The following is a 12,895-nucleotide window of genomic DNA, read 5'->3' on the forward strand; positions in this document are numbered from 1 at the left end:
CCGTCCGGCGTATCTCGGTACCTGCCTCGACGCCCTACGGCATAGCCCGTGATGCCCCCGGGGCCCGGCCGACGCCACGATGACCTCACGCGCTCGGCCAACCGGCCGTTCCCCTCTCGGCTGTTGTCCGCGCGCTCACTTACTCCCCCTTACTCCCCATCCGGAGGTTTCCGATGGACCAGGACGACAAGCTTCCCGATCCGTTCACGGCAGTGGTGGTGCTGTCCGGAGGCATGGACTCCACGACGCTCATGGCGCACTACGCGGCCCTGCGACACAAGCTGATCGCCGTCACCATCGACTACGGGCAGCGGCACCACCGCGAGATCGATTCGGCGCGGGCCATCGCGGCCCACTACGAGGCCCAGCACCACGTGGTCGACCTGCGCGGTTTCGGCTCGCTGCTGCACGGCTCCGCGCTGACGAACGATCAGGTCGAGGTGCCCGACGGGCATTACGCGGAGCAGTCGATGCGCGCCACCGTCGTGCCGAACCGCAACGCGGTGCTGGCGAACGTCGCGGTCTCGGTGGGCGTGGCCCACCGTGCCGCGATCGTGGCGCTCGGCATGCACGCGGGCGACCACTTCATCTATCCCGACTGCCGGCCGCCGTTCATCAGCGCGCTGCGCGAGCTGGTCACGGTGGCCAACGAGGGGTTCGCCACCCCCCGGGTGGAGGCGCCGTTCATCACCTGGTCCAAGGCCGACATCGCCACGCACGGGACGCGCCTCGGTGCCCCGCTGGAGGTCAGCTGGTCCTGCTACAAGGGCGGCGACCGGCACTGCGGTACCTGCGGAACGTGCTACGAACGCCGGGAGGCCTTCAAGAACGCCGGGGTGTCCGACCCGACCGACTACCTCGACGACGTGACCGAGTTCGCCGTCCCGTAGGCCGAGTCGCCGCCACGCAAGGCGGCCGAGTCGCCGCCGCGCGACGCGAGTTCGCCGCTCGGCGGCACGATCCGGCCGGCCGCGCCATGTGCCGCACCACATGCCGCGCGCCCCGCCGTGACCGACGACGACGGGCCGGGCTCCCCTCCTGGAAGGGGAGCCCGGCCCGTCGTCGTCGCATCCCGGGGCTACTGGCCGCCGAGCACCAGCGTGTCCAGCTCGGCGGCCGACGGCAGCAGCACATCCGGTCCCTCGGGCGTACCCTGCGCCGCCATCGATCCTCCGTTGCCCGTACGCACTCCCACGACCGCGGCGCTCAGCCGGCGGCCCAGCGCGATGTCGGAGGCGGTGTCACCCACGACATAGAGCCGGTCACCGGGCCGGTGGCCGATCTCCTCCAGCGCGCGGCGTGCCAGCTCGACCTTGCTGTCGGCGTCACTGGCCCCCTCGCTCCGGGCGGCCAGGTCGTCCCGGGTGAGCACCGGCCCGAAGCAGTGCCGTACCTCGTAGCGTTCGAGCAGCGTGACGGTCGGGTCGGTGCCGACCCAGGAGCTGACCAGCGCGAGCCGGACGCCCGCCCCGGACAGCGCGGTCAGCATCTCGACCACGCCCGGATACAGCTTTCCGTGCGGCATGTACCGGCGCGCGACCTCGTCCACCCGGTCCAGCACCCGTACGGAGCCGATGTGCAGCTTCCCGCTGGTGATCGCGGACCAGTAGGCGAAGCCGAGGATCTCCTCGCGCGGAGGCGGCGTCGCGCCCTGCTCCTCGTGCAGGTCGAGGACGAAGCGGTGGAACATCTCGTAGAAGTCCAGCAGCGTGCCGTCCCGGTCCAGTATGACGGTGGTCCGGGACTCGGCTCCGGACCGCGGTGCGCCGCTCGGTGCGCTCCCGCCGCCCCCGCCCGTCACCGCGCCCCCGGCAGGGGTACGGCGTTCTCGTCGGCCGCGGGCGGTGCCTCCCAGGGGAACACCGTCCAGTCGTCCACCTCGGCCGCCGTGTAGTCGGCCGCGTTCGCCGCCCCCAGGTTCCGTACCACCACGGCTGTACGGACCTCGGCCGCGCCGAGCGAGAGCGCGGTGCTCACCGCCAGGGCCATGGTCCCGCCGTCTCCCATGATGTCGTCGACCAGCAGCACCCGGGCCCCGGTCAGCGGCCGGTCCGGCACCACGTAGTCCAGCACCGCCTCACCCCGCTCGCTGTAACGGGAGTTGGAGGTGTTGCGGGGGATACCGAGGATACGGAAGTCCTCGACGGCCAGCAGATTGGACAGGGCGATGGCGGGGGGCAGTCCCCCACGCGCTATGCCCGCCACCACCGTTGGCGCGAAGCCGCTCGCCTCGATGTCCTTCGCCATAGTGCTGAGCATCCGGCCCATGGCCTCCCAGCTGATGGTCAGCAGTCGGTCCCGGCGCCATACCGGTGCGGGTTTCATCGGTCGCCTCCCACAGTACCCAGGCCGCCCCGGCCACCGATGCCGATCGGCACATTGCGTCCGGTGCCGGCGGGCGGCCGTCCGTTCCACCGGTCGATGACATCGGCGGTGTCCGGGCCGGTACCGATCAGGTCGACCGGAAGGCCGAGCCCCTCCTCGACCATCGCCACGAACGCCGCCGCCGCCTCGGGCAACGCGTCCGTACGCACGCCGAGTCCGGCCGCGTCCACATGATCGAGGAAGGTGAGCGCCACCCGCGAGGGCCGGTTGACCCGTACCGCCTCCCGCGCCTGGTCCAGGTCGAACGTGCCGCTGCGGCGCCGGCGTCCCGTCACCGTGCCGTACTCCACGATCCCCAGCCGCTCCGCCTCCCGGTCCTCCATCTCCGTGGGGAACGGGCCCGCGCCGACGCGGGTCGGGTAGGCCCGGAAGACCAGCACCACCTCGTCGACCGCCAGCGGCCCCAGCCCCGCGTCCGCGGCCGCCGTGCTCGCCGTGCTGTCCTTCCCGACGGTGTACGGGTAGCTGCCGTACAGCACCGACAGGCCGAAGCCGTTGGTGCCCTCGACATGGATCCGCTCGCCCGCGTCGACCGCGTCGTTCACCTCCTTGACGGTGTCCGCCAGGTAGGGGGCCAGTTCCGGTACGTCCTCGGCTCTGCGGGCCGAGCGCATGGCCCGCGCGGCGAGCGCCGGGCCGTGCCCGCTGCCCGTACTGCGCACGCGATCGCGCAGGACCTGGTCGGCGGCCTCCGCGCTCACATGCCCGGGATCGATGACGGTGGCGCGGAAGTCCACGCCGACCCGCCCCCGCGCGCCGAGTCCCTCGATCTCCTCGATCAGCACCTCGGGCCGTACGAGCACCCCGGCGCCCAGCAGCAGCCGGGTGCCCGGATGGATCACCGCGCTGGGCAACTGCCGCAGTTTCAGGGTGCGTCCGTCGTGCACGACCGTATGTCCGGCGCCCGGCCCCAGGCCGGCCCGGACGGCCACCGCGGGCTCGTCCCGTACCGCCAGATAGCTGGAGATCTTCCCCTTGGCCTCGTCGCCCCACTGGCCGCCGACGATCACCGTGCCAGGCATGTCAGGCCTCCTTGCGACGCCTCTTCGAGCGCCTCCTCGGACCGTCGTACGGTCTCTTCCGTCAGCTCCTCGCAGAAGCCGATGTCCGCGGCGGCCTCGGCCAGGGCCATGAGTTCGTGCCGGGGCAGGGCGGCGGTGACCCGCTCGTCGTCCGCCAGCACCTCCACCAGGTCGCGCTCGTCCCGGGCCGCGACCGCGCTGGCGCGTTGCAGGATCCGGTAGGCGTCGAGCCGGTCCGTACCGCGGTCGATCATCGCCAGCATGACCGCCTCGCTGAGATGACTGTGGCGGGAGCGGTCGAGGTTCTCCCGCATCCGCTGCGGATAGACCCTCAGGTCCTCCATCACGGCGGTCGCGGTGATGAGCATCTCGTCCAGCAGGACGCAGGCCTCGGGCAGGGTGAAGCGCTCGTTGGCGGAGTTCGCCAGGTCCCGCTCGTGCCAGGTCACCACGTTCTCCAGGGCCGGTCCGACCAGCGACCTGACCAGCCGGGCCAGGCTGCAGATCCGTTCGCTGCGCACCGGGTTGCGCTTGTGCGGCATCGCGGAGCTGCCGATCTGGTCGCCCTCGGCGAAGGACTCCGCGAGTTCGCCGATCTCGGTCCTCTGGAGGTTGCGGATCTCGGTGGCCAGATTCTCCAGGCAGGCGGCGGTGAGCGCCGTCCAGCAGACGAACTCCGCCATCCGGTCCCGCGCCACGGCCTGCGCGCAGATCTGGGGTTCCGGCAGGTCCAGCCGGGCCAGGACCTCGCTCTGGACGCGCGCCCCCTGCGGCCCCAGGCCGCCCAGCGAGCCGACGGCGCCGGCCATCTTGCCCATGACGGCGCGTCCCCGCAGCTGTTCGAGACGTTCCAGACAGCGCGTCAACTGGTCGAGTATGACGGCGAGTTTGAAGCCGAGCGTGACGGGCTGGGCGTGCTGGCCGTGGGTACGGCCGATCATCACCTGCCGCCCCTCCTTCTCGATCTGCTTCTGGAGAGCGCCCATCAGCGCGCCGAGCCGTTCGCCGAGCAGGCCGATCGCGTCGTCCAGTTGCAGGGCCAGGGCCGTGTCGATCACATCGCTGCTGGTCGCGCCGTGGTGCACATAGCGGGTGTACGGGGCGCAGCTCTCCGCGAACTCCTGTACCACCGCGTAGAGTTCGTGCCTGCTGACCGCCTCGATGGCGGCGATACGGTCCAGGTCGCACACATGCTCGCGGGCCCGTTCGCCGATCGCCTCGGCCGCCTCGGCGGGAATCACCCCCAGCCGCCCCTGTACGGCGGCCAGCGCGCCCTCCACGCGTACGAAGAGCTGGTAGCGGTTGAGGTCGCCGAGGAGGTGGCGCATCCGCTCGCTGCCGTACCGTCCGTTGACCCAGGGACTCGACTGGGTGCTCGACTGTGCGGGCGCCGGTGGCGGCGCGGCCGGCGGGCTCCCCGGCCCTGCTTCCGGGCCCGTCTCGGGACTTGTCATTCGGTGGCCTCCACGGAGTAGTCCAGGACGACCTGCTGCGTACGCTCCAGCGCGTGCGGGCGGTTCTCGGAGAGCCCGGCGGGGGTGACGCGGATGAACTCCGCGTTCTCCCGCAGCTCGGCCAGGGTGTGCGCGCCGGAGTAGCTCATTCCGGAGCGCAGGCCGCCGATGAACGGCCGCAGGGTGGAGGCCGCCGAGCCCGAGTGCGCCCAGGTGGCCTCGACCCCCTCGGGGGTGTACTCCTCCAGCTCCTCGCGGCTGACCGACTCGCCGCGCGCCCGCTTGAGGGTGAGCTTCATGCCGAAGGTGACGAACCCGGTGCTGACCTTGAAGCGCTTGCCGTCGCGCTCGACCAGCTTGGCCTCGCTCTCCTCGGCGCCGGCCAGGGCGCTGCCGAGCATCACCGAATGCCCGCCCGCCGCAAGGGCCTTGACCACATCGCCCGGTGCCTTGATGCCGCCGTCCGCGATCACCGGGATGCCCGTACGGGAGGCTTCCTCCGCGCAGTCGAGCACGGCGGTCAGCTGTGGCACCCCGCTGCCCGCGACGATCCGGGTGGTGCAGATGCCGCCGGGGCCGATGCCCACCTTGACGGCGTCGGCGCCGGCGTCGATCAGGTCCCGGGTGCCGGCGGCGGTGGCCACGTTCCCGGCGATCAGGGCGGTCTCGGGGAAGCGGGCCTTCAGCTTCTCGACGGCGTCGAGTACGTAGTCGGCGTGGCCGTGCGCCACATCGGTGACCAGTGCGTCGGCGCCCGCCTCGACCAGCTGGGCCGCCCGCTCCAGATAGTCGTCGGTCACGCCGACGGCGGCACCGACCCGCAGCCGCCCCCGCCCGTCGACGGTGGCGTGGGCCGCGTCGCCGGGTACGGGCGAGGCCTTGACGGCGGCGACCTCGGCGGCCTGGGCCCCGGCCATCTGCATCCGGTGGACGACGCCGAGGCCGCCGAACAGGGCCATGGCGACCGCCATCCGCTGCCCGGTGCACCAGGGGGTGTTGGCGGAGAGAACCGGGACCCGCAGCGGGATGCCGGCCGCCAGCTCGGTGCTGATGTCGGTCGCCGAACGGCTCACCACCGAGGTGCGCCGGGGCACCAGCAGCACATCTTCCAGGCTCAGCCCGGTGCGGATTTCACGAACTGTCACGTGCGTACTCCTCCTCCGATCGTGGACGGCCGCGTCGCGCGGCCCGGACGCCCGGCGGTACGGCGACATCGGCGTACCGCCGCGTCGCCGTACCGCCGGACCGTCCCGCTGCCGCGCCGCCCGGCCGTCGTACCACTGACATGTGCCGAACCGGCGTCATGTGCGGGACTGGTGTCATTTGCGGGACTGGAAGACCGTCGCCACCAACTCCTGGCGGGCCGGCCCGTACTCCTCGAAGATCCCCGAGAAGACCGAGGACGTCATCGCCGCCGGGGTGCGAATGCCGCGCATGCTCATGCACAGGTGCTCGCCCGTGGCGATGACGGCGACATCGCTGGAGCCGGTCACCTTGGTGATCTCGTCAGCGATGTCCCGCACCAGCCGCTCCTGCACCTGGAGCCGGTGGGCGTGGCGCTGGGTGATCCGGGCGAACTTCGACAGCCCGAGCACATCTCCGTGCGGCCGGTAGGCGATGGTGACCGAGCAGGAGAACGGGAGCAGGTGGTGTTCGCAGAGCGACCACACCTTGATGTCCTGGATCAGGACGATCTGCCCCTGGGTCCGGAGCGGGAACATCGTGTCCACGTTCCCCGCTTCGTAGCTGGAGAACTCCCGCCACCAGCGGGCGAAGCGCGCCGGGGTCTCCTTGAGCCCGTCGCGGTCCGGGTCCTCACCGATCTCGATGAGGAGCTTGCGCGCGATGTCCTCCAGGGGATCGGCCGTCTCCCGGCCCTCGTCGGTGACAGCCGGCTCAAGATCCGTTGTTCCGCTCACGGTACTCACACGCCTCTCCTGTCGCCCCACACGGCGACATGCAGTCGAGTAGTCAGATTCCAGCCGCGGGACACGACCTCGTCCCCGAGGGCGGCCAGATGCCCGGCCACCTCCGACGGCAGCTGTCCCTCGGGCATGATCCATACGGGGTTCGTCCCGTACCGGTCGACGACGGACGCCACTTCGTCCAGGTCGCTCGTGCCTCGGCAGACGAACTTGAAGGCGGTTCCGGGCACCGCCGCGAACGCGCTCAGCGCCTCCGGCACCAGTCGGCGCGACTCGGGGTCGCCCGAATGAGCGAGTTTGGGCGAGACGTTGAACCGCACGCCCAGCTCGATCACCTCGGCCTGGGGGACCACGGTGCCGTTCGTCTCGATCTCGACGGCCTTTCCGGCCGCTGTCAGGGCGCGCAGCAGAGGCAGCAACCGGCGCTGCTGGCTGAGGGGTTCGCCACCGGAGATCACGATCAGCGGCACGCCGTAGCCGAGGAGCCGGTCCCGCACCTCGGTCCAGGGCATCGGGGTCAGTTCCCGGCGAGGGTCATGGGCGACTCCGCTGTCACCCACGCCGGTCCAGTCCCAGGTGTACGGGGTGTCGCACCAGCGGCACGACAGGTTGCAGCCGCCGAGGCGGACGAAGGCACACTGCCGGCCCGCGGACGGTCCTTCTCCCTGCACGGCCTTCAAGTGGGGCCGAAGATCTCGTTCACGACGAGCTTCGGACCCACTACGGCATCACCTCCCCGAATGCCGGCCTTCCCCGGGGTGGGGCTGGGCGTCACGGCCTGAACTCCGCCCACGTCTTGTTGGTCTCGGAGACCCGCACCGAACTCAGCTCCGGGAACTGCGGCAGCCACCGTTCGTACAGCCACTGCGACAGGTTCTCGGCCGACGGATTACGGTCGGTCAGCACATCGTTGAGGTGCCGGTGGTCGACCTCGGCGTCCAGCCACTGGCTGAACTGCTTGAGCTCGCCGTAGTCGCGTACGAAGCCGGTCTTGTCCAATCCGTCGGTGGGCGCCGAGAGTTCCAGCTCCACCACGTAGTTGTGGCCGTGCATCCGGCCGCACGGGTGGCCGTCGGGCAGGTCGTCCAGCTGGTGGCTGGCGGAGAAGTGGAACTCCTTGCTGATCCGAAAGGTCATGTAACCCTCCTGCTGGGAAGTTCGCCGAACTGGCTGGAGCCATGGTGTGTTCGGCTCCGTCGCAGGCACATCACGGCCACGACCGTGGCCGGGGCGTCGGCGTACCGAGATACGGCGGACACGGCACCGAAGGACCGCCTCCCGGCTCCCGCCGCCCGGTGCGCGGCACACGTAGCTCGCCGCACGTCGCTCACCGCTTCTCCGGATGGTGTGCGCTCCGCGCACGGCCGTGGAGGCGGCCCTATCCCGCCCGCACGGCGAGATGCCCCTCCCGTCGAGCGCACTCACGGGCGAAAGCCTTCACTATTCCCTCGAAGTGGTATTCGTTGCGGGAGGCGAGTTCCAGCAGATGGATATCCGTCAGGGAGTCGAGCACCTTCTGGGCGTTCACGGCATCGATCCCCAGAATCTTCGCCGCCCCGGAAACGGTGACGGTGCTGCCGGGCCTCGAACCGAGCACCCTCAACCCGCGGGCGGCTTCGGGGTGGAGACAGCGGTAGGACCAGGAAAGGACGGTGTACAGGTTGCTGGTCTCGTCATTGATCGTGCACAGATGCTGGAGCAGCGTGTCCGGGTCGCATCGCTCATACATTTCGATGCCGCCGACCGTCTCCATCCGTTCCACGGCGATACGAATCGTCAGGGGCAGATAGCGGTAACCGCATATCGCGTTCACCTTCCCGGGCAGCGCCGGGCCGGCGAGCCGGGCCAGCAGCCCGTCGTATTCGGCCTCGGTCAGAAGCGGCACGGTGACGCGGTACGCGCCGTCCCGCGCGACCAGTCCGGCGAGGCGGCTCCGGCTGGTGACCACCGTCATGCACCCGGAGGAGGCCGGCAGCAGCGGACGGACCTGTTCGGCGCTGAGGGCATTGTCGAGAACGATCAGCAAACGCTTTCCCATCAACATGCTGCGATAACTGGCGGCCAAATGCCCCAACTCCGTCGACAGGGAATCGGACGGGGCACCCAGAGCCCTCAGAAAACTCCGCAATACCTCCTGAATACTGGCGGACCGTTGCCCCGGGCCGAATCCCTGAAGGTCCGCGTACAGCACACCGTCGGGAAAACTCGCCCGGACGCGGTGCCCCCAGTACACAACGGTGGCCGTCTTTCCCACCCCCGCCGCCCCGTCGACCACCGTGACGACGGCTTGACCGTCGTGCTGACGGTCCACCTCGGCGAGTGTGGCGTCCAATTTCTCCAGCACGTCGGCGCGTCCCGTGAAGTCGGCGACACTCCGGGGAAGTTGAGCGGGATTTATTCGCCCCTTCTGCCGCCGGGGCGGCCGTACGAGCAGATCGAGCAGGCCGCCCTCCGCCCCCAGGACTTCGTCGCACCGTCGCGCCAACCCGTCGGTAGCCCGTTTCTTCCCGGTCTCCACCCGGCTCAGGTGGCTTCTGCTGTAATTGACCAGCCGAGCCAAGTCACCCAGGGATAAACCGTGCTCCTTGCGTAAGAGCCGGAGAGACAAGCCGAATGATGCCCTTGTGGAAACTTGTCGCTCCACCATCCACTTACCTCCGCAGTGTGGATCATCGCAACTACGGGACATTTAAGAATAATTCGCCCGCATGCGCCGCCTCAGCATTTGAACACACCGGTCTGGCGGGGAGTAGAACGCGGACGCCGATTGTCCGGATCCGGCGGCTGGCTTCCCGTCGGCGAGCACGGGCGATGAAGAGCCGGAGCTCAGGCGGCATAGGGCCGACGAGGGAAAGCGGACGGGCGGGCGGGGGCTCCGGGGGCCCCCGGATTGGCGCGGAGCGCACGGGTCCGCAACGGCCGCGCCACACGCGGACACGTGTGAGCACGCGTCGGCCGGTCGCGGCCCCCGCCGCCCCCACACAAGTCGGCGCGGGCGACGGGTTCCGGGCGCGAACCCCGTCCGGACGCTCGCCCGTTGAACATGTGGTGCGGTCATCGCGTATCCAAGGACATCCGGCTCCATGGACGGAGATCGCCCCATGGAATGGGATGACCGACGATGCCCGGAGAACTCGATCGGCGTCACGACCGCATACCGGCTGAAGCCGTTCCTGGAAAGGGAGTTCAGGTCAGGGAAATGGGAGCCCTCGGGGTCGACGGGCCGCACGGGACCCGTAAGGCGCCGGAAAGAGGAAAAGGATGTGGACCGGGCGAGAACTCCGCTCATCGATCATGACGACTCGGCCCCGCCCGCCCCGGACTCGCCCGACCAGGACGACGCTTCTCACATCACGGGGCGACCGCCACCTCCGTGATCGGCCTCAAAGCCGTCACTCGTTGCCGGGTGAGGCCCAGGCGACGAGTTGAAGGATCACACCGTTCGGATCGGTGACCTGAAAGAGACGCTCGCCCCAGGGCTCCTCGCGCAGCGGCATGGTGATGGCGACGCCTTCGCCCCGCAGTCGCTCGTATTCGGCGTCCAGGTCCGCCACGGTGAACGCGGTGATCACGCCCGCGGCGTGCTGGTCCCTGACCCCCTCGGGCAGGACCTCGATGCCGCGCTTCAGGAAGATCACGTTGAGGGCGTCCTCGCGGACCAGGGAGGCGAAGCCTTCGGTGGCCATGACCTCCTGGAAACCGAAGTGCCCGGTCAGGAACGCGGCGGAGGCAGGGACGTCGTCGACGGTCAGGGAGACGGCAGTGGAAGTGATCTGCATGGCTTCTCCGAAGGTTCGAGATTCATCTCTGTACGTTGTACGGTATACACCGTACAGAGTTGAGGGGTGCGGCGGCAAAGCCTCCGGTGAACATGGAGCGAGCGCGTGACCAAGGGACGAAGCGGCGCGGGCGACCCGGCCCGCACCCTGGAACTGCTGTGGCGCGAGTCCGGACAGGGCGGCCGCCGACGCGGCCCCAAGCAGGGCTTGTCGGTCGACGCTGTCGTCCGGGCCGCCATCGAACTCGCCGACTCCGGCGGGCTGGACGCCCTGACGATGCGCGGCGTCGCCCAGCAGTTGGGGGTGACACCGATGACGCTCTACACGTACGTCCCGGGCAAGGCGGAGCTGCTTGCCCTGATGCTGGACTCCGCCTATCTGCGGATGCCGCGCACCGATCACTCAGCCGCCCCATGGCGCGCGAGGGTGGAGGCCGTCGCACACGAGAACCGCGACCTGTTCAGGCGCCATCACTGGGTGGCGACTGTGCCCACTACGCGCCCGCCGCTCGGTCCCGGGCTCATGGCCAAGTACGAACACGAACTGGCCGCGTTCGACGGCCTCGGGCTCGACGATGTCGAGATGGACGCGGCCCTCACCTTCCTGCTCGGCTTCGTCCAGTCCGTCGCCCGCGCCGACCTCGACACCCAGGCCGCGGCACGCGACAGCGCCATGTCCGACGAACAGTGGTGGGCCGCCAACGCGCCACTTCTGGCCCGGGTCTTCGACCCCGCCCGGTTCCCCCTCGCGGCCCGGGTCGGAAGTGCGGCGGGCGAAGCCCACCAGGGCGCGTACAACCCCGAACACGCCTTCAGCTTCGGGCTCCAGCGCATCCTGGACGGCCTCACCCAGCTGATCGCGAGCCGTTCCCGATAAACATCGAGGGGCCCGAAATAAACATCGAGGGGCCCGAACCGGGCCGCCGACGAATACGCCGCGACCACCGACGGACAACGGCTCGGCGCCGCGTCCGGCCGCACACAAAAAGAAGGTCCTGCCCTCAGCGTTTCCGCTGAGGCCAGGACCTTCGGACACCTCTTACAAGGTGCCCCCGGCAGGATTCGAACCTGCGCACCCGGCTCCGGAGGCCGATGCTCTATCCCCTGAGCTACGGGGGCGTATCGCTGTGTTGCTCGGCGACGAAGGAAACCTTACCAGCTTCGACGGGGTGGCTGTGAACAGGTATTTCCGGCTCGGGACTCGCATCTCGCGGCAGTCTCGGGCCCGGTCCGCCGGCCGGATGCCCGCTGCCCGGATGCCCGCCGCCCGGATGTCCGCCGCCCGGATGTCCGCCGCCCGGATGTCCGCCGCCCGATGTCCGCGCCCCGGCTCACGCCGACGCGCGCTTCCGCCCTGACGAGGCGGTCTTCTTCGCCGGAGCGGCCTTCTTCGCCGAGGCCGTCTTCTTCGCCGAGGCGGACTTCTTGGCCGTCGCGGCCTTCTTCGCCGGCTGCTTGTCCGTGGCCTGCTTCGCCGTCGTCTTCTTCGCCGCCTGCTTCCGCTTCCGCTCCGGGAGGTGTGTGACCTCCGCGCCCCCTTCCTCCCCGCGCGCCCCCTTCGCCGCGCGCACGCTGTTCTCCAGCGCCGCCATCAGGTCGATGACCTTGCCTCCCCCGGCCTCCGCCGGGGTCCGCTCCGGTGCCGGTTCGCCCTCCGCCTTGGCTGCGATCATCGCCTCGACGGCCTCCCGGTAGTCGTCGTGCAGCGAGGCGAGATCCACCGAGCCGAGAGTGTCCATCAGGGCGTCGGCCAGGTCGAGTTCGGCGTCCCGTACGGTGACGTCCGCCTCCGGCGCGACGCCCTCCGGGGCGCGGATCTCGTCCGGCCAGAGCAGGCCGTGCATGGCGATGACGTCATCGACCACGCGCAGCATCCCGAGCCGCTCCCGCCCCCGTAGCGCGAACTTGGCGACGGCGACCTTGTTGCTGCGCTTCAGCGCCTCGCGCAGCAGGGTGTACGGCTTCGCCGCGGGGACGCCGCTCGCGGAGAGGTAGTACGCCGCGTCCATCTGGAGCGGATCGATCGAGTCCGCCGGGACGAACGCGACGATCTCGATCGTCTTCGCCGTGGGCAGCGGCAGCGCGGCCAGGTCCGCGTCGCTGATCGGGATGACGGACCCGTCCTCGCTCTCGTACGCCTTGCCGATCTCCGCCGCCGTCAGCTCCTGGTCGTCCAGCTCGCAGATCTTGCGGTAGCGGACACGGCCGCCGTCCTCCTTGTGGATCTGCCGGAAGGAGATCGAGTGGTTCTCGGTGGCGTTCACCAGTTTGATCGGGATGCTGACCAGCCCGAAGGAGATCGCACCGTTCCAGATGGATCGCACGTTTCAT

13 protein-coding genes and 1 tRNA gene are annotated in these 12,895 nt (G+C 70.0%); 2 read left to right on the top strand and 12 right to left on the bottom strand.

Annotated elements, in window-relative coordinates:
- Positions 1-173: 173 nt before the first annotated feature.
- Positions 174-890 (top strand): 7-cyano-7-deazaguanine synthase QueC, encoded by a 717-nt coding sequence (queC, locus tag ACIOJD_RS02130; RefSeq protein WP_401907755.1) that lies wholly within the window; start codon positions 174-176, stop codon positions 888-890.
- Between the two features lie 188 nt (positions 891-1,078).
- Here the strand turns inward: queC and ACIOJD_RS02135 are convergent, their stop codons facing one another.
- The 10 genes from ACIOJD_RS02135 to ACIOJD_RS02180 form a co-directional block, all read right to left on the bottom strand.
- Positions 1,079-1,801: an HAD family hydrolase gene (locus ACIOJD_RS02135; RefSeq protein ID WP_401907756.1), complete on the bottom strand. Its 723-nt coding sequence runs from the start codon at positions 1,799-1,801 to the stop codon at positions 1,079-1,081.
- The gene (locus ACIOJD_RS02140; protein WP_401907757.1) at positions 1,798-2,325 is read right to left on the bottom strand and encodes a phosphoribosyltransferase; all 528 of its coding nucleotides are present in this window, start codon (positions 2,323-2,325) and stop codon (positions 1,798-1,800) included. Before ACIOJD_RS02140 ends, ACIOJD_RS02135 begins: the two co-directional genes overlap by 4 nt.
- Complete coding sequence (locus ACIOJD_RS02145; RefSeq protein ID WP_401907758.1) at positions 2,322-3,407, bottom strand: adenylosuccinate synthetase; 1,086 nt, start codon at positions 3,405-3,407, stop codon at positions 2,322-2,324. Before ACIOJD_RS02145 ends, ACIOJD_RS02140 begins: the two co-directional genes overlap by 4 nt.
- On the bottom strand, positions 3,392-4,861 hold the full coding sequence (purB, locus tag ACIOJD_RS02150; RefSeq protein ID WP_401907759.1) for an adenylosuccinate lyase: 1,470 nt from the start codon (positions 4,859-4,861) through the stop codon (positions 3,392-3,394). The genes ACIOJD_RS02145 and purB overlap by 16 nt, the downstream gene beginning before the upstream one ends.
- A complete protein-coding gene (locus tag ACIOJD_RS02155; protein ID WP_401907760.1) occupies positions 4,858-6,006 on the bottom strand; it encodes an IMP dehydrogenase in 1,149 nt (382 codons plus the stop codon). Before ACIOJD_RS02155 ends, purB begins: the two co-directional genes overlap by 4 nt.
- 174 nt (positions 6,007-6,180) lie before the next feature.
- Positions 6,181-6,789 carry a GTP cyclohydrolase I gene (gene folE / locus ACIOJD_RS02160; RefSeq protein WP_401907761.1) on the bottom strand — a complete coding sequence of 203 codons (609 nt, stop codon included), beginning with the start codon at positions 6,787-6,789 and terminating at the stop codon, positions 6,181-6,183.
- Complete coding sequence (locus ACIOJD_RS02165; protein WP_401907762.1) at positions 6,786-7,457, bottom strand: 7-carboxy-7-deazaguanine synthase QueE; 672 nt, start codon at positions 7,455-7,457, stop codon at positions 6,786-6,788. The genes folE and ACIOJD_RS02165 overlap by 4 nt, the downstream gene beginning before the upstream one ends.
- 100 nt (positions 7,458-7,557) lie before the next feature.
- Entirely contained in the window at positions 7,558-7,923 is a 366-nt protein-coding gene (locus tag ACIOJD_RS02170; protein ID WP_401907763.1) for a 6-pyruvoyl trahydropterin synthase family protein, read from the bottom strand.
- Between the two features lie 241 nt (positions 7,924-8,164).
- Complete coding sequence (locus tag ACIOJD_RS02175; protein ID WP_401907764.1) at positions 8,165-9,433, bottom strand: helix-turn-helix domain-containing protein; 1,269 nt, start codon at positions 9,431-9,433, stop codon at positions 8,165-8,167.
- A gap of 745 nt (positions 9,434-10,178) precedes the next feature.
- Positions 10,179-10,565 carry a VOC family protein gene (locus ACIOJD_RS02180; protein WP_401907765.1) on the bottom strand — a complete coding sequence of 129 codons (387 nt, stop codon included), beginning with the start codon at positions 10,563-10,565 and terminating at the stop codon, positions 10,179-10,181.
- Between the two features lie 105 nt (positions 10,566-10,670).
- On the opposite strand from ACIOJD_RS02180, the gene ACIOJD_RS02185 reads away from it, so the two are divergent.
- On the top strand, positions 10,671-11,441 hold the full coding sequence (locus ACIOJD_RS02185) for a TetR/AcrR family transcriptional regulator (RefSeq protein WP_401907766.1): 771 nt from the start codon (positions 10,671-10,673) through the stop codon (positions 11,439-11,441).
- A 170-nt stretch (positions 11,442-11,611) separates the two neighbouring features.
- On the opposite strand, the gene ACIOJD_RS02190 is transcribed toward ACIOJD_RS02185, so the two are convergent.
- Together ACIOJD_RS02190 and ACIOJD_RS02195 are read right to left on the bottom strand one after the other, a co-directional pair.
- Positions 11,612-11,683, bottom strand: a tRNA-Arg gene (locus ACIOJD_RS02190).
- Positions 11,684-11,895: 212 nt separating this feature from the next.
- A complete protein-coding gene (locus ACIOJD_RS02195) occupies positions 11,896-12,888 on the bottom strand; it encodes a Ku protein (RefSeq protein WP_401907767.1) in 993 nt (330 codons plus the stop codon).
- Positions 12,889-12,895: the final 7 nt, after the last annotated feature.

The organism is Streptomyces sp. NPDC088116, assembly GCF_044741745.1.
In the GTDB taxonomy this organism is placed as follows: domain Bacteria; phylum Actinomycetota; class Actinomycetes; order Streptomycetales; family Streptomycetaceae; genus Streptomyces.